Below are 16877 nucleotides of genomic sequence, written 5' to 3'. Positions count from 1 at the left end.
CACGGATAGTGCCGCATCAGGGCAAGGAATTGCGCGAAAAGTGATCACACGCTCACGGACCGCGAAATATATGGCGGCCCGGCCGCCCGGCCGAGCAGAATCGGCCGATGGAACCCGTCACGCTCACCACTCCCCGTCTCATCCTGCGCGCGGTCGGCCCGCAGGACACCGAAGCGGTGTACGCGGCCGTCCAGGATCCCGACATCCAGCGCTGGACGACGATCCCCTCGCCCTACCTTCCGGAGCACGCTCGCGGCTTCACGGAGCAGCTGGTCCCCGACGGCTGGTCCGAGGGTTCGATGTTCACCTTCGGCATCTTCCTGCCGACCGGGGAGCTGGCCGGGATGCTCGCCCTGACCATGCGCTCCCTGGGCGCCGCGGAAGTGGGCTTCTGGACCGCCAAGGAGCACCGCGGCCGCGGCTACACGACCGAGGCCACCCTCACGGCCGCCCGCTGGGCCTTCACCCAGATGGCGATCGACCGGGTCGAATGGCGTGCCGAGGTCGGCAACGGCGCCTCCCGCGCGGTCGCGGAACGCGCCGGTTTCACCATCGAGGGCACGCTGCGCTCCTGCCTCAACAACAAGGGCGTACGACGGGACTGCTGGGTGGGCTCCCTCCTCCCCTCGGACCTGGGTCTGCCCTCGGCCGCGCCCTATCTGCCGGCGCCCACGCAGGGGTGAAGTCCCAGCTCGCGCCGGGCTGTCAGTGCCACCCTCTATCGTCCGGCCCATGACGACCCTCCCGCGCCCCACCGCCGCCCTCTCGGCGGACGAAGCCCGCCGTATCGCCCTGAGGGCACAGGGCTTCCTCGGCGCTCCCGACCGCCGCTCGGGCGTCCGGGGCGTTCTCCGCCACCTCGGCGCGGTCCAGCTCGACACCATCTCGGTCCTCGCCCGCTCCCACGAGCTGATTCCGTACGCCCGCCTCGGCCGCGTCGGCCGCAAGACGGTCGAGGCCGCCTACTGGACGGACACCCACGCCTTCGAGTACTGGTCGCACGCGGCCTGCGTCCTGCCCGTCGAGGAGTGGCCGCACTTCGCCTTCCGCCGCCGCGCCTACCGCGACCGCCCGCACTGGGGGCATGAGCTCCCCGAAGGCGTCTACGACCAGGTCATCAAGCAGCTGCGCAGCGAAGGCCCTCTGACCGCCACGGAGTTGGGCGGTGCGAAGAGGACCAGCGAGTGGTGGGACTGGTCCGGCACCAAGGTCGCCGTGGAGCGCGCGCTGATGTACGGCGAGGTGGTGTGCGTCCAGCGGCGCGGCTGGAAGCGGGTGTACGACCTCGCCGAGCGTGCGATCCCGCAGGCGCTGCTGCACGACGAGCTGGACGACACGGAGTGCCTGCGCCGCCTGGTCGGGCTGGCCGGGCAGTCGCTGGGCGTCGGCACCCGCGCGGACATCGCCGACTACCACCGGCTCAAGGGCGAGCAGGTCGATGCCGTGATCGCCGACTCGGGACTGGTCCCGGTGGAGGTGGAGGGCTGGTCCAAGCCCGCCTGGGCGGATCCCGCGGCCCTGGCCACGCCCCCGCGCGGCCGGCACCGTACGACCCTACTCTCCCCCTTCGACTCGCTTATCTGGGACCGGGCGCGCACGGAGCGGATCTTCGGCTTCACCCACCGCCTGGAGGCCTACGTCCCCAAGCCGAAGCGGGTGTACGGCTACTACGCGATGCCGGTGCTGGCCGGCGGCCGTCTCGTGGGCCGGGTGGACCCTGCGCGCGAGGGGAGCGACATCCTGGTGGCCCGCCAGGTCACGCTGGACGGTCCGAAGGCGGTTCCGGCGGTGGCGGAGGCCCTGGTCGAGGCGGCGAGCTGGGTGGACTGCACGACGGTGCGGGTGGAGCGGGTGGACGCCCCCGAGCTGCGCGAGCCCCTCCTCAAGGAAGTGACCCGCGCCCTGATCGCCGCGCTGCGCTGACCGGCGTGGCTGCCAGTGTCGGCACCGGCGGCCTCAGCGGATCTCGAGGATCTTCTCCCGCATCGCGTAGACCACCGCCTCCATCCTGGAGTGCAGCTGCAGCTTCTCCAGGATGTTGCGCACATGGTTCTTCACGGTGTTCTCGGAGATGAACAACTCCTTCGCGATATCGCGGTTGTTCATCCCCGTGGCGACGAGCTTGAGCACTTCGAGTTCACGGTCGGTCAGCCGCGGCGCCGGCACCAGCCGGCGCTCGTCGGTGCGCTGGATCATCGACTTGAACTCGGTGAGGAGTTTCGACGCCATGGACGGGCTGATCTGCGACTGTCCGTCGGCCACCGCGCGAATGGCGGTTGCCACCTCGTCGGTGGAGATCTCCTTGAGGAGATATCCGGTCGCGCCCGCCTTGATCGCTTCGTAGAGATCGGCCTCTTCGTCGCTGATCGTCAACATGATGATCTTCGCGCTGGGCGCGACCTCCTTGATGGAGGTGCAGGCCTCGATTCCGCCGCGTTTGGGCATCCGGACGTCCATCAGCACGATGTCCGGCAACAGGTCGGCGGCCTTGTCGACGGCCTCGGCGCCGTCCCCCGCCTCCCCGACGACCTGGATGTCCTCCTCGGCGGCGAGCACGATCTCCAGACCGCGGCGGAAGAGGGCATGGTCGTCCACCACAAGGACCCTGATCGGTTCCTTGCGCGGAGTGCCGTCCGCGTCCGGGCCCATGCCGACGACGCCGCCGTCGGCGTCCTCGTCCTGCATCGGTCCGAAACTGTCCGCCATCGTTCCTCCCCCTGAAGGCTGTGGCCTGTGGTGCTGTGCCATCGCCAACCCAAGGCAGCGGCCCACCGGTTGGACCACCCTGGCCATGATTCCATGCCCGGGCGACAACGCGGTGACAGAGCGGGGCGCGAAGTGGTCGCACACCGGTGCCCCTGGGGGCGCACACGCGCTTCCAGGGGCACAGGCTCAGCTGCCTGCCGCTGGGGTCAGCCGCCCAGCGTGCCCCCTGCCGCCGGAGGTTGCGCCTGGGCGACCATCGGGTCCGTGCTGAGGTGGATGACACCGTAGTCGTACGCGTGCCGCCGGTAGACGACACTCGGCTCCTTGGTCTCGGAGTCGACGAACAGGTAGAAGTCGTGTCCGACCAGTTCCATCTCGTAGAGAGCCTGGTCGAGGGACATCGGGGAGGCGACGTGGGTCTTCTCGCGGACGACGAGGGGGCCTTCGCCCTTCACTTCCAGGGAGCCCATCTTCTTGGTGGGCACGCCGTCGGGCTCTTCCTCGTGGAAGGGGCTGCCGTTCCCGTTGAGCGTCGCCGCGCCCGGGACGTGGTCGGCGACCTCGGCGGCCGGGATCCGCTGTGCGCCGCGGCGCGAGTACCGCTTGTCGTGCTGCTTGCGCAGTCGCGCGTCCAGCTTCTCCGCCGCCAGGTCGAGTGCCGCGTACGGGTCACTGGCCGCTGCCTCCGCCCGGATCACCGGACCGCGGGAGCGGAGCGTGATCTCCACTCGGTCGCAACGGTCGGCCTGTCGGGGGTTGGGCTCCTTGGACACCTCGACGTCGAGGCTGATCACCTTGCCGTCGAGCTTCTGGATCTTCTCCAGCTTCAGCTTCTCGGCCACGTGCTTGCGGAACCGCTCGGGCACCTCGGTCTTGCGGCCCTTGACGACGATGTCCACGCAGAACTCCGTTCCCGGATCGCTCCGCTCCACAGGCGGAGCATCTCCCTTTTGCACCCAACTCCGGTGAACCCCGGAGCCTCGGACTCGGTGACTTCACCTCCTCCTCCCCCATGGGCAAGATCTGCACCCCAGCACCGCGATGATTACGGAAAACCCGCGGCACGGCATTCGGATAGAGGAGACATGGCCTGCGGCTTTCTCCCTCACAACCGAACATATCTCGCCCGGACGGATGTCGTCACCCTCTACTGATGCGTACCTCCATTCAGGTGAATTGACCCTGTCACTACCTGCAACGATGAACGTTCACAGTCAGTTCCGGTTCATTTCGAAAGAATCTGGCGCCGCCGCGACCACAGCCGCACGGATCGGCCACCTGAGGGCGTTCGCCTCGGCCTTTCCCGGTGCGTCCCGTGTCCACTGCGCTCGCGCTTCCCTCGCTCCGGCCGTCCGTTCCTCCCTACCTTCCCAAGCCGCGCGCCGATACACGGCCGTTGTCTCCGCTCCTGCCCCTCCTGACCCTTCTGGCCCCATCGCCTCCCGCACCGCGCGGGCCGCTTCCGCAAGCGTCGAGCCGGTCGTGACGAGGTCATCGACGAGAACGACAGAGCCCCCTGCGAGCAGCCTCGCACCGCCCGCCGACACCTCCAGCGCGCCCGCGAGATTGGCCAGCCGCTGCCGTGAGTTGAGCCCCGCCTGGTCGGCCACCGCCCGCCGCTGCCGCAGCACCGGGGCCACCCGGACCGAGGCCCCGCTCCGCCGCAGCTCCGCGGCCGCCACGAGGGCGATCCGCCGCACCGGATCATGCCCCCGCGCCCGCACGGCCCACGGCGCGGAGGGCACCGGGACGAGCAGCACGGGTCCGCCGGCACAGGCACCGCGGGCCGGGTCGGCGGTCACGCCGCCGGTGTCGCCACCGGCACTCCCGGTCGCCCGGTCGGCCCAGGAGGCCACGATCCTGACGCTCCGGGCCGTCCGGACCGTCAGCGCCTCCGGGAACCCGGCGCGCACCGCTCCTGCCAGAGCCGTCCCCAGCGCTCCGACCAGCGCCAATGCGCCCCTTTCCTTGTGGGCGAGGAGAGCCGCCCGTACCTCGTCCGCATAAGGCGCCGCCGCGTACACCGCCGGCAGCCCGGGCGGCTCCGGCACCGGTCGCACCCGGCGCGGTACGGCCCCGCTCAGGGCGGCACGGCACCCGTCGCAGAGCACCGTGCGAGGCGTTCCACAGCCTCCGCACTCGGCCGGTAGCACCAGGTCGGTGAGATCCTGCCACCACCCCCGCATGTGCCCACTGTGCCAATGCCGGGCCGGACCGGCCACCCCTGTGGACAACTGCCTGTGGACAACTCCACGCGACACGCACAGCACGTCACCCACACGGGTGAGAAGGCGGCCACTCCGTCCGACAACGGTCGCCCGGGGCACACAAATGGCGGTCGCCCGAGGCACCCGGCACCGAGCGGCCCCGCTCGGAGCGCACGCAGAAGCGGCCGTCGCGGTTCGGCGCCGAACCGGGACGGCCGCTCACGCGGTGGTGGGCTCAGCCCGGATAGACCGGCGCCGACCCGTCCTTGACCACCTTCTGCCACTGGTCGCCGGACGGCAGCCGGACGATCCCGTCGTCCTGCGAGTCGGCCACCAGCGGCACCCGGTCGTCCTCGGACGCGGCGATCGCCAGGACGCCCGTCAGGGCCGCGGGCGCCGGCCCGTCCGGAGTGGAGCCGTCGATCTGGACGTACCGCGTCTGCTGCACACCGCCCTGCTCACGCCCGACCACCACGAGCCGGCTGTCCCCGGCCCAGGACATCGCGGTGACCTCCTCGGAGCCGGGCGTGGCGGAGCGCAGTTCGAGGACCGAAACCTCCTGCTTGTCGTCGGACTTGGTGCGCTCGATCCGCCCGACGAGCAGCGACTGCTCGCCGTTCTTCTCCACGACGAGCGCGATCCGCACCCCGTCGGCGGCAACCCGGACGTCCTCGATACGGCCGTCGAGCTCGGGGATCTGCACGGCCAGCGGCTGACCGACGCCCTGCGCCAGCATGTACAGCTGCGGCTTGTCGGGATTCCGGTCGGCCACCCACAGGTCGCCCCGGGCGTCCCAGCTCGGGGCCGTCAGCCGGTCGTCCTCGGTCGCACCGCGGCTGGTCAGCACGGCGTTCCCGAGCGAGCCGTCCGACGTGAGCGAGGAGACGTACAGCGCCTTGCCGTCGCTGGTGACCCCGGCGGCGGTCCGCTCGTCACGGGCCACCGCCACCGACCGCAGCGGCTTGGTGCCCGCGCCGAACGGACCGGGTACCGCGACCGCGCTGGTGCCGGGACCGCCGGTGGTCATCCGCACCAGCCGGTGCTTGCTGTCGAGGAAGTACAGGTAGTCGGGCCGCTTGGTGGACGGGCGCCAGGCGATGCCCTCGGCGTCCTCCTCGTTGACGTCGCACATCCGGCCGCCGTTCACCGACTGCAGCGCGACCGAGCCCACCGTGGGCGTCAGGTTCCGCACCGTGAACAGCAACTGGGTCGCCATCTCCGTGCACTTGGCCGAACCGATCCGGGACGCCTTGACGTTCAGCGGCACGGTGAGCCGGTTCTGGTCGTCGGGCGTCAGCCCGGACACGCCCTTCTTCAGCGCCGCACCCGTCGGGAAACTCGACCGCACCACCGGGCCGAGCCAGGAGGTGGGGCCGTTGAGCAGCGAACGCACCAGCTGGGTCGTCGGATCCACCTTGCTGCGGACGAAGACGGGATCGGCGACCGCCACCGGCTGCCCGGTCTCCGCGGCCGAGGTGTCCGAGGCGAAGTAGTACTTGTCGACGGACGTGTAGTTGCGCTGGAAGTCCGACTGGCCCATCACGACACCCTGCGGCAGCGAGTCGATCCGCCACTGCCCGCTCTTGGCGTCCTTCGTCAGATGCACCGTCCTGCGGTACGACCCGTCGGCGGGCGTGTACGCCTGCTGCGCGTCGACGGTGGCCACCTGGCTGCCCTGGATCGCGTAGGCGATGCTGTCGGCGTCCTCCCGGCCCGCCGGGCGCGCGGCGGTCTGGATGCTCGGCCCGTTCGCCAGCACCGTGGCCTGCAGCTCCGGCCGCCAGGTCTTCGCGGCGGCCGTGGTCAGATACTGGCGCGCGGTGTCGTAGTGCGGATCGTCGCTGGTCAGGGCCTCCAGGAAACCCTGGACGATCTCGGTCGACGAGGCGTCCTGCTGCGGCGGCATGGCAAAGACCCGCACCTGTGTGTCCTGCCGTGGCGTGGACTCGACATCCTGCAGGTCGCCGCTGTCCGGCATGGAGGCACAGCCCGCCAGCAATACGGCCCCACAGGCGGCGTACGCCACCGCACGCACCGGTCGGCGCCGGGCGCTCCCCTCGCGGTCAGCGCCCACGAAATGCCTCCCCTGGCTTGTTCGGCTCCTCCGGCCCGGCGACGCTCCCGTCGTCGGCCGCGCCGGTCTCTGACGTGCTCTCCTGGCGCCGTGCGCCCCCGGTGGGCCTCGGCACCACGCGGGCGCCGTTGCCGGGCAGGGCGGTCGGGTCGGCGGTGGGAGCCACGGTGGCCACCCGCTGCGGAATCGGCGCGAGCGGCGACGCCTGGCCGCCGGGCTGCACCGGTACGGTCGCCCGCTTGTCCCCTCCACCGCTCGGCAGACCGGCGTCGTTGAGCCCCCGGTTGCGCCGGGAGTCCTTGGGCTCCAGCGGTATCGGCGAGCCCCGCAGCGGCTCGTCCGCGGTCCTCGGCAGCGTCAGCCGGAACTGCGAGCCGCCGCCCGGCTCCCCCCACGCCTGCAGCCAGCCACCGTGCAGCCTGGCGTCCTCCAGGGCGATCGACAGCCCCAGGCCCGTACCGCCGGTGGTACGGGCGCGCGCCGGGTCCGCCCGCCAGAAGCGGCTGAACACCCGGGTCGCCTCGCCGGGCTTGAGCCCGACGCCGTAGTCGCGCACCGCGACCGCGACCGCCCCGCCGGCCGCGGCCAGCTTGACGACGACGTCCTTGCCCTCACCGTGCTCCACGGCGTTGACGACCAGGTTGCGCAGCACCCGTTCCACGCGCCGGGCGTCCGCCTCGGCGACGACGGGCTGCAGATCGCCGACCACGCGTATGTGCGTGCCCTTGCGCTCCGCGAGCGGCGCGGCCCCGCTGACCACCCGCCGTACGACCTCCCTGAGGTCTATCGGCTCGGCCTCCAGCGCCGCCGCGCCCGCGTCGAAGCGGCTGATCTCCAGCAGGTCGGCGAGGAGCGACTCGAAGCGGTCCAGCTGGTCGGCGAGCAGCTCCGCGGACCGCGCCGTCACCGGGTCGAAGTCCTCGCGCGCCTCGTGGATGACGTCGGCCGCCATCCGTACGGTCGTCAGCGGCGTCCGCAGCTCGTGCGACACGTCCGACACGAACCGGCGCTGCATCCGCGACAGGTCCTCCAGCTGCTGGATCTTCAGCTGGAGGTTCTGCGCCATCTTGTTGAAGGCCTCGCCGAGCCGCGCGATGTCGTCCTCGCCGGTGACCTTCATCCGCTCCTGGAGCCGCCCCGCGGAGAGCCGCTCGGCGATCCCGGCCGCCATCCGCACGGGCGTGACGACCTGCCGCACCACGAGCCAGGCGATGGCCCCGAGGAGTACGACGACGAACAGCCCGGCGGTCGCCAGCGTGCCCTTGACCAGGCTGAGGGACTTCTCCTCCTGGGTGAGCGGGAAGAGGTAGTACAGCTCGTACGGGTTGTTGTTCGGGTCGTTGACCTGCTTGCCGATGACCAGCGCGGGCTGCGACTCCATATCGCTGTCCGTGTACATGATCCGGGTATAGCTCTGCGCGGCCGTCGTATTGCCGTTGATCCGCGCGCGCAGGTCGTCGGGCACGCTGGCCGTCGGGTCGACCTGCCCGGAGGCACGCGTGCGCCCGCCGCCGCTGTTGTTGCTGCCCGCGGGCAGCGTCACCACGTCGAAGGCGCCCTGGCCGCCGCTGGAAAGCGAGTCGACGAGATCGCTCATCCACGAGGTGACGTTCTGCGACTGCCGTCCGTCCGCCGACGCGGCGGTGTCACCGGTGCCGGTCGCGGCCTCGTCGGCCTTCTGCTTGGCCACCGCGAACCCACCGGTGGCCTGGCTCTGCGAGGCCTTCACCTTGGCGTCCAGCAGGCCGTTGCGGACCTGCCCGATGACGACGAAGCCGAGCAGCAGGACCACGCCCAGCGACATCAGCAGGGTCGTGACGACGACCTTGAGCTGGATGTTGCGCCGCCACAGCCGCATGACCGGCAGCAGCGGGCGCCGCACCCAGCGCATGAAGAGCCGCAGGACCGGGCTGCCCTGGACTCCGCCCTGGAGCAGTCCGCCCTCGAAGAGCAGCCGCCAGCGCGAGCCGGACCCCTTTCCGCCGACAGGCCGCCCCGGACGGTCCCCGGACCGGCCGGGGGCCGAAGCGGCACTGTCCCCGGACATGTCAGCTCGGTCCGGCCTTGTATCCGACACCACGGACGGTCACCACGATCTCCGGCCGCTCCGGGTCCTTCTCGACCTTGGAGCGCAGCCGCTGGACGTGAACGTTGACAAGACGGGTGTCCGCCGCGTGCCGGTAGCCCCAGACCTGCTCCAGGAGCACCTCACGCGTGAACACCTGCCACGGCTTGCGGGCGAGCGCGACCAGCAGGTCGAACTCCAGCGGGGTCAGCGCGATCGACTGCCCGTCCCGCTTCACCGAATGCCCGGCCACGTCGATGACCAGGTCACCTATGGCGAGCTGCTCCGGCGCCGGCTCCTCCGACCTCCGCAGCCTGGCCCGGATCCGGGCCACCAGCTCCTTCGGCTTGAACGGCTTCACGATGTAGTCGTCCGCGCCCGACTCCAGGCCCACGACCACATCGACGGTGTCGCTCTTCGCAGTGAGCATCACGATCGGCACCCCGGACTCCGCCCTGATCAGGCGGCACACCTCGATACCGTCCCGGCCGGGCAGCATCAGGTCCAGCAGCACCAGGTCGGGCTTGGCCTCACGGAAAGCAGCCAGCGCCTTGTCGCCGTCGGCTACGAAAGACGGCTCAAAACCTTCACCACGCAGCACGATGCCGAGCATCTCGGCCAGTGCGGTGTCGTCGTCGACGACAAGGACTCGTCCCTTCATAAACGACATCATCCCATTAGCTAATCGTTACCTGGCGTGACCTGGCACACAGCTCGGCAAGTGCCTCTGCCGTCACGGGCGAAACGACGCCTTCCTCGGTGACGATCGCCGTCACCAAGTCCGGCGGCGTCACGTCGAACGCCGGGTTGTACGCCTGGGTTCCCAGGGGTGCCACCGGAATCCCGCCTCCCGCTCCCGTCACCGGCACCTGCGGTGCTGTGACCTCGGTCACCTCAAATCCGGGGCGCTGTTCGACCTCGATGGCCGCCCCGTCCGGCGTCTCCGGATCCACCGTCGTCACCGGGGCCACCACGATGAACGGCACATGGTGGTACCGCGCGAGCACCGCAAGCGGATAGCTCCCCACCTTGTTCGCCACCGATCCGTCGGCCGCGATCCGGTCCGCCCCGATCAGCACCGCGTCCACCTCACCCGACGCGAACAGCGAACCGGCCGCGTTGTCGGTGAGCAAGGTGTACGCCATACCGCTGCGAGCCGCTTCGTATGCCGTCAGGCGAGCACCTTGCAGCAACGGACGCGTTTCGTCCACCCAGAGCCGCCTCAGCCGCCCCGCCCGATGGGCCTGAAGGGCCACCGCGAACGCCGTGCCCTCCCCTCCCGACACCAGCGAACCGGTGTTGCAGTGGGTGAGGATCCGGTGCCCTCCGCCCGGCAGCAGCTCGTTCAGCAGCGCGAGCCCGTGCCCGGCCATCCGGGCGCTGGCCTCGGCATCCTGCCGGTGCAGGGCCCGCGCGGCCACCAGTGCCGCCGCGGCCGCCGCCCCGGTGTCCCCGCCCTTGGCCAGGGCCGCCCGGTACGCCGACGCGGCCCTGCGCACCCCTACGGACAGATTCACCGCGGTCGGCCGGGCACTCGCCAGCGCCGCCGCGGCCTCGTCCACGTCGAAGCCCCGCGCGGCGGCGAGCGCGACGCCGTACGCCCCGGCTATCCCGAGCAGCGGCGCGCCGCGCACCGCGAGCGAACGGATCGCCTCCACCAGCGCCGGCGCGTCCGTGCACACCAGCTCGACCTCCTCGGTGGGCAGTCTGGTCTGGTCGAGAAGGACCACGACAGGACCTTCGGGAGGCTCCTCCCACCGGATCACGGCCATCCCCGTCGGCCTCTTGTCCTCGCCGGTTTGCGCGTACTGATCAGCCATGCGGTCAGTCTGCCCCGTATCCCGCGGACAATTGAAGGTGCGCAGCCTCTACCGCGGCCGGTCACTGGGCGACCGCCCCATGGCACGATGGCTGCCAACCTGCCACCGCGACCGCGGACGGGCACCGTGAAGGAGCTTCGATGAACGACACTCCGGGCTGGGCCTCGCCCGGATCCGCCCCGTCCGACGGGCGGGAACCCGGCGCGTCCGCCCCTGCCGACCGCCCCGTTCCCGCAGTGCCTGCCGAACAGCCCGCCGAACAGCCGGGCGCGGATCCACAGGGCTCCGGTTCGAAGTGGTCGAAGGAACAGCCGCCGCCCAGCCAGTGGTCCGCGCCCACGGGCGCCCCGGCACCAGGCCAGGCACCGCCGCCCCCACCCCCCGGCCCCGGCTGGGGCAGCCGGCCCCCCGGCGGCGGTCACGGGGGCCCCGGCGGACCCGGCGGTTACGGTCCCCCTGGCGGATACGGCCCGCCCGGAGGTTACGGGCCGCCCGGCGGATACGGAGCCTGGGGCGGCGGCTGGGGCGGCCCCCCGCCCGCCGCCAAGCCCGGTGTGATCCCGCTCCGCCCGCTCGGCGTGGGCGAGATCCTCGACGGCGCCGTCTCCACCATGCGCACCTACTGGCGCACGGTCCTCGGCATCTCGCTGGCCGTCGCCGTCGTCACCGAGGTCGCGGTGATCCTCCTTCAGGGCCTCGTCCTGAACGACACCGAGACCACCGACTCCCTCAGCGACCCGAGCGCCTCCCTCAGCGAGGTGTCCCGCGCCGCCGGCGAAGTCATGCTCAGCTCGGTCGCCGTCCTGCTGATCTCCCTGGTCGGGACCATCATCGCGACAGCCCTGCTGACCACCGTCACCAGCCGCGCCGTCCTCGGCAGGTCCGTCAGCACCGGCGAGGCCTGGCGCGACGCCCGTCCGCAGGTCCCCAAACTGTTCGGCCTCATCGTCCTGATGGGGCTCATCGCGGTCGGCGTCCTGCTCGTGGGCGCGCTGCCCGGCATCGTCGTCGCGATCGCCGGCGGTCCGGGCGGCGCCATCGCCGCACTGCTCGTCCTCGGCATCCTCGCGGGCGCCATCGTGACCGTGTGGCTGATGATCCGCTTCTCCCTGGCCTCGCCCGCCCTGATGCTGGAGAAGGAAGGCATCACCAAGTCGCTGGGCCGCTCCGCCAAGCTGGTCCGCGGCTCCTGGTGGCGGGTCTTCGGTATCCAGTTCCTGGCCACGATCATCGCCAACATCGTCTCGTCGCTCGCCGTGGTCCCCTTCACGGTGCTCGGGGCCTACCTCGGCGGCGACGGCTTCAGCGGCTTCCTCCAGGGCACCAACAGCAACTACGGCTGGACGTTCCTCGTCGTCAGCGGAATCGGCTCGGTGATCGGCTCCATGCTCACCTTCCCGATCAACGCGGGCGTCACCGTGCTCCTCTACATCGACCAGCGCATCCGCCGCGAGGCCCTCGACCTCGAACTGGCCCGCGCCGCCGGTGTCGAGGACTACGGCGCCGGCACCCCCGGCGCCGTCCCGGGGAGCTGATGCGGTGATTCCGACGGGGGGAGTCCTCGCAGCGATGCCGGCAATCCTGCCGCGCGCCGTCGACGAGGCCGTACAAGGCCTGCTGCGGGCCCGTGACACAGCTCTGCTGTCGCTGGCCGGCTCGGGCGACGAGCCACCCGTGACCATTCCGCGCGACCCTGCGCGAGAAGCGGCACGGCGTGAGCTGTCCAAGCGGATGTACCACGAGAACGACCCCGGGCTGTTCCAGCGCGCCCTGAACGCCGTCCTGGACTGGATCGACCGCCTGCTCTCCGTCGCCGCGTCCGCGACGCCCGGAGGCGCGCTGGGCCTCGTCGTCGTGGTCCTGGCCGTGATCGCCGTCCTGGGCGCCCTGTGGTGGCGCCTGGGCACCCCGCGCCGCCAGCCTGCCTCCGCCGCCGCTCTGTTCGACGACCGCCCCCGCAGCGCCGCCGAGCACCGCGCCGCCGCCGAGGCCCACGCCGCCCAGGGCCACTGGAACCAGGCCCTCCAGGAACGCATGCGCGGCGTCGTCCGCGCCCTGGAAGAACGCGCCCTGCTCGACGTCCGTCCCGGCCGCACCGCCGACGAGGCCGCCGCCGAAGCCGGCCGCGCCCTGCCCGCCCACACGGACGGACTGCGCGCCGCCGCCCGCGAGTTCGACGACGTCACGTACGGCGGCCGCAGGGCGACCCAGGCGTCGTACGAGCGCATCGCCGAACTCGACCGCGACCTGGAACGCACCAAGCCGGTACTCGCCAGCACCCACAGCACGGCCCACAACACCCGCCAGGGAGCCGCCGAATGACCACCGGCGCAGTCATCCCGGCGACCTCCACGGCGCCCACCACCCGCCAGGTGTGGACCCGCGCCCGAGGCATCGTCCTCTCCGTGGTGCTCCTCCTGGCCGGGGCCGTCGCCATCGCCGTCATCCGCTCCGACAACAGACACGGCGACCTCGACCCGCGCTCCGCCGACCGCTACGGCAGCCGCGCCGTCGCCGAACTCCTCGCCGACCGGGGTGTGTCCACCCGCGTGGTCACCACCCTGGCCGAGGCCCGCGCCGCGGCCGGCCGCGACACCACCCTTCTCGTCGCCATACCCGACCTGCTGACCCCGCACCAGCAGTCCCAACTGCGGGCGTCGACCGCCGGCTCGGGCGGGCGCACCGTCCTGGTCGCCGCCGGCGGCTCGTCCGTCGAACGGCTCGCACCAGGCGTCACCGCCGACCCCGCCACCAGCCTCAACTCCACCCTCGATCCCCACTGCGGCCTGGCCGAGGCCCGTCGCGCGGGCAGCGCCGACACCGGCGGCATCCGCTACACCACCACCCACCTCGACGCCGACTCCTGCTACCCCAGCCAGCGGCTGGCCACGCTGATCCGCGTCCCCGCCGCCTCCGGAAGCGGCGACACCGTCGTCCTCGGCGCCCCCGACATCCTGCTCAACGACCGTCTCGACGAGCAGGGCAACGCCTCGCTCGCGCTCCAACTCCTCGGCTCCCGCCCCCATCTGGTCTGGTACCTCCCCTCGCTCTCCGACTCCTCGGCCACCGGCACCGGCGAACAGAAAAGCCTCTTCGACCTGCTCCCCTCCGGCTGGCTCTGGGGCACGCTCCAGCTCTTCATCGCCGCAGCCCTCGCCGCCTTCTGGCGGGCACGCCGACTCGGCCCCCTCGTGCCTGAGAAACTCCCCGTGGCGATCCGCGCCTCCGAAACCGTCGAAGGCCGCGCCCGCCTCTATCGCAAGGCCAACGCCCGCGACCGCGCGGCCGCCGCTCTTCGCTCCACCGCACGCACCCGCCTCGCCCCCCTCGTCGGCGTCCCCGTCTCCCAGGCGCACGCACCCGAGGCCCTGCTCCCCGCCCTGTCCGCCCAACTCCACGGCGACGGACAGACCCTGCACTCCCTGCTCTTCGGACCGCCGCCCGGCGACGACGCGGCCCTCATCGCCCTCACCGACCAACTCGACGCCCTCGAAAGAGAGGTACGCCGTCCATGATGGACCCGACCACTGACAACGCCGGGAGCACCGGGAACCCGGCCGACGCCCGGGCCTCCCTGGAGGCCCTCCGCGCCGAGATCGCCAAGGCCGTGGTCGGCCAGGACCCCGCCGTGACCGGCCTCGTCGTCGCTCTCCTGTGCCGCGGACACGTGCTACTCGAAGGAGTCCCCGGAGTCGCCAAAACGTTGCTCGTCCGCACTCTCGCATCCGCGCTCGAACTGGACACCAAGCGCGTCCAGTTCACCCCCGACCTGATGCCGAGCGATATCACGGGCTCCCTCGTCTACGACGCCCGCACCACCGAGTTCTCCTTCCAGCCCGGCCCGGTCTTCACCAACCTCCTCCTCGCGGACGAGATCAACCGCACCCCGCCCAAGACGCAGTCGTCCCTCCTCGAAGCCATGGAGGAACGCCAGGTCACGGTCGACGGCACGCCACGCCCGCTCCCTGAGCCGTTCCTGGTCGCCGCGACCCAGAACCCGGTCGAGTACGAGGGCACATACCCCCTTCCCGAAGCCCAACTCGACCGCTTCCTGCTCAAACTGACGATCCCTCTCCCCTCCCGCCAGGACGAGATCGACGTCCTCACCCGGCACGCCGAGGGCTTCAACCCACGCGACCTGCGAGCCGCCGGCGTACGCCCCGTGGCCGGCCCCGCCGACCTCGAAGCCGCCCGCACAGCGGTCGCCAAGACGACCGTCTCCTCCGAGATCACCGCCTACGTGGTGGACATCTGCCGCGCCACCCGCGAGTCGCCGTCCCTCACCCTCGGCGTCTCCCCGCGCGGAGCCACCGCTCTGCTGGCCACTTCCCGTGCGTGGGCCTGGCTGACGGGCCGCGACTACGTCATCCCGGACGACGTGAAGGCCCTCGCCCTGCCCACTCTCCGCCACCGCGTCCAGCTCCGCCCCGAGGCCGAGATGGAGGGCGTGACCGCCGACTCCGTCATCAACGCGATCCTCGCCCACGTCCCGGTCCCCCGCTGATGCCGCTCACCGGACGGGCCGCCCTCCTCGCGGCAATCGGATCGATCCCCATCGGTCTGTGGGGACCCAGCTGGACAGGCATCCTCGCGGTCGACGGGTCGCTGGCCCTGGCCTGCGCCTGCGACTTCGCCTTGGCGGCTCCGGTACGACGGCTCGTGCTGACCCGCTCCGGTGACACCTCGGCCCGCCTGGGCGAGACCGCCGACGTCACCCTGACGGTGACCAACCCGGCCGGCCGCCCGCTCCGGGCCCGCCTCAGGGACGGCTGGCCGCCCAGCAGCTGGCAACCCGGCACCGAGGTCGAGGCATCACGCCACCGCCTCACCGTCCCCGCAGGGGAACGCCGACGCGTCACGACCCGGCTACGCCCCACCCGCCGCGGTGACCGCCAGGCGGACGGCGTCACGATCCGCTCCTACGGCCCCCTCGGCCTGTTCTCCCGCCAAGGCGGCCACAAGGTGCCCTGGACTGTCCGGGTTCTGCCCCCGTTCACCAGCCGCAAGCACCTGCCGTCAAAACTCGCCCGATTGCGTGAACTCGACGGTCGCACCAGCGTTCTCACGCGCGGCGAGGGCACAGAATTCGACAGCCTGCGCGAGTACGTCCCCGGTGACGACACCCGTTCCATCGACTGGCGAGCCACCGCGCGGCAGTCGACAGTGGCCGTACGTACCTGGCGCCCCGAACGCGACCGGCACATCCTCCTGGTCCTGGACACCGGCCGCACCTCCGCCGCCCGAGTCGGTGACGCCCCACGCCTGGATGCCTCCATGGACTCGGCGCTCCTCCTGGCGGCCCTCGCCTCGCGAGCGGGCGATCGCGTGGACCTTCTCGCCTACGACCGCCGGGTCCGCGCCCTCGTCCAGGGCCGCTCCGCAGGCGATGTGCTGCCGTCCCTGGTCAACGCAATGGCCACGCTCGAGCCCGAGCTCGTCGAAACCGACGCACGCGGCCTCACAGCCATGGCACTCCGTTCGGCTCCACGCCGTTCCCTGATCGTCCTGCTGACGACACTCGACACCGCTCCTGTCGAACAGGCCCTGCTTCCCGTGCTCTCCCAGCTGACCCAACGTCACACAGTTCTGCTCGCGTCTGTGGCCGACCCGCATGTCTCCCGAATGGCGACGGCCCGTGGGAACGCCGACGCGGTATATGAGGCAGCGGCAGCGGCGCAGGCCCAGAGCGAACGGCATCGGACCGCAGAGCAACTCCGTCGGCACGGTGTGACGGTTGTGGACGCGACGCCTGATGCCCTCGCACCCGCGCTGGCGGATGCGTACCTCGCTTTGAAAGCGGCGGGCCGGCTCTGAAGACCGCACGGCAGGCCTGTGCGTGGGCCTGCCTTTTTCTTTTCACAGACCCCTAAACGCAAAAGAGCCCCACACCGTGAGGTGTGGGGCTCTTTCTCAATATTTGTTCGGCGGCGTCCTACTCTCCCACAGGGTCCCCCCTGCAGTACCATCGGCGCTGTGAGGCTTAGCTTCCGGGTTCGGAATGTAAC

Annotated in this window: 14 protein-coding genes and 1 rRNA gene; 7 read left to right on the top strand and 8 right to left on the bottom strand. The window is 71.4% G+C overall.

The annotated features are described in order from the left end of the window. The first annotated feature begins 107 nt into the window (after positions 1-107). Positions 108-683, top strand: coding sequence for a GNAT family N-acetyltransferase (locus ACIRR9_RS49090; RefSeq protein ID WP_403766419.1), 576 nt, complete (start codon positions 108-110; stop codon positions 681-683). Between the two features lie 49 nt (positions 684-732). Continuing rightward, positions 733-1923: a winged helix-turn-helix domain-containing protein gene (locus ACIRR9_RS49085; protein ID WP_403766416.1), complete on the top strand. Its 1191-nt coding sequence runs from the start codon at positions 733-735 to the stop codon at positions 1921-1923. A 33-nt stretch (positions 1924-1956) separates the two neighbouring features. Here the strand turns inward: ACIRR9_RS49085 and ACIRR9_RS49080 are convergent, their stop codons facing one another. The 7 genes from ACIRR9_RS49080 to mtnA form a co-directional block, all read right to left on the bottom strand. Beyond that, positions 1957-2706 carry a response regulator transcription factor gene (locus tag ACIRR9_RS49080; RefSeq protein ID WP_123976536.1) on the bottom strand — a complete coding sequence of 250 codons (750 nt, stop codon included), beginning with the start codon at positions 2704-2706 and terminating at the stop codon, positions 1957-1959. Between the two features lie 206 nt (positions 2707-2912). Beyond that, positions 2913-3605 carry a ribosome hibernation-promoting factor, HPF/YfiA family gene (gene hpf / locus ACIRR9_RS49075; protein WP_260328265.1) on the bottom strand — a complete coding sequence of 231 codons (693 nt, stop codon included), beginning with the start codon at positions 3603-3605 and terminating at the stop codon, positions 2913-2915. A gap of 315 nt (positions 3606-3920) precedes the next feature. Further along, a complete protein-coding gene (locus ACIRR9_RS49070) occupies positions 3921-4892 on the bottom strand; it encodes a ComF family protein (RefSeq protein WP_403766412.1) in 972 nt (323 codons plus the stop codon). A 256-nt stretch (positions 4893-5148) separates the two neighbouring features. After that, positions 5149-6987 carry an LpqB family beta-propeller domain-containing protein gene (locus ACIRR9_RS49065; RefSeq protein ID WP_403766410.1) on the bottom strand — a complete coding sequence of 613 codons (1839 nt, stop codon included), beginning with the start codon at positions 6985-6987 and terminating at the stop codon, positions 5149-5151. Next, positions 6977-9034 carry an MtrAB system histidine kinase MtrB gene (gene mtrB, locus ACIRR9_RS49060; RefSeq protein WP_403766407.1) on the bottom strand — a complete coding sequence of 686 codons (2058 nt, stop codon included), beginning with the start codon at positions 9032-9034 and terminating at the stop codon, positions 6977-6979. The genes ACIRR9_RS49065 and mtrB overlap by 11 nt, the downstream gene beginning before the upstream one ends. Before the next feature lies 1 nt (position 9035). Then, a complete protein-coding gene (gene mtrA / locus ACIRR9_RS49055; RefSeq protein ID WP_187283109.1) occupies positions 9036-9725 on the bottom strand; it encodes a two-component system response regulator MtrA in 690 nt (229 codons plus the stop codon). 4 nt (positions 9726-9729) lie between these two features. Next, positions 9730-10872 carry an S-methyl-5-thioribose-1-phosphate isomerase gene (gene mtnA / locus ACIRR9_RS49050; protein ID WP_365347047.1) on the bottom strand — a complete coding sequence of 381 codons (1143 nt, stop codon included), beginning with the start codon at positions 10870-10872 and terminating at the stop codon, positions 9730-9732. Positions 10873-11012: 140 nt separating this feature from the next. Here mtnA and ACIRR9_RS49045 point away from each other — a divergent pair, with 140 nt between their 5' ends. Genes ACIRR9_RS49045 through ACIRR9_RS49025 form a run of 5 tightly spaced genes read left to right on the top strand, consistent with a single transcriptional unit; the run spans position 11013 to position 16686 of the window. Then, complete coding sequence (locus tag ACIRR9_RS49045) at positions 11013-12407, top strand: hypothetical protein (protein WP_403766403.1); 1395 nt, start codon at positions 11013-11015, stop codon at positions 12405-12407. Positions 12408-12441: 34 nt separating this feature from the next. Next, positions 12442-13194 carry a DUF4129 domain-containing protein gene (locus ACIRR9_RS49040; protein ID WP_403766400.1) on the top strand — a complete coding sequence of 251 codons (753 nt, stop codon included), beginning with the start codon at positions 12442-12444 and terminating at the stop codon, positions 13192-13194. After that, positions 13191-14387: a DUF4350 domain-containing protein gene (locus ACIRR9_RS49035; RefSeq protein ID WP_403766398.1), complete on the top strand. Its 1197-nt coding sequence runs from the start codon at positions 13191-13193 to the stop codon at positions 14385-14387. The genes ACIRR9_RS49040 and ACIRR9_RS49035 overlap by 4 nt, the downstream gene beginning before the upstream one ends. Then, positions 14387-15376: an AAA family ATPase gene (locus ACIRR9_RS49030; RefSeq protein ID WP_403766520.1), complete on the top strand. Its 990-nt coding sequence runs from the start codon at positions 14387-14389 to the stop codon at positions 15374-15376. The genes ACIRR9_RS49035 and ACIRR9_RS49030 overlap by 1 nt, the downstream gene beginning before the upstream one ends. Then, entirely contained in the window at positions 15376-16686 is a 1311-nt protein-coding gene (locus ACIRR9_RS49025; protein WP_403766395.1) for a DUF58 domain-containing protein, read from the top strand. The genes ACIRR9_RS49030 and ACIRR9_RS49025 overlap by 1 nt, the downstream gene beginning before the upstream one ends. Positions 16687-16791: 105 nt before the next feature. Here ACIRR9_RS49025 and rrf read toward each other — a convergent pair. After that, a 5S ribosomal RNA gene (gene rrf / locus ACIRR9_RS49020) occupies positions 16792-16877 on the bottom strand; the annotation flags it as partial.

Source organism: Streptomyces sp. NPDC101234 (assembly GCF_044767525.1).
Classification (GTDB): Bacteria; Actinomycetota; Actinomycetes; order Streptomycetales; family Streptomycetaceae; genus Streptomyces; species Streptomyces sasae.
This window is presented reverse-complemented; position numbering and strand designations above follow the sequence as displayed.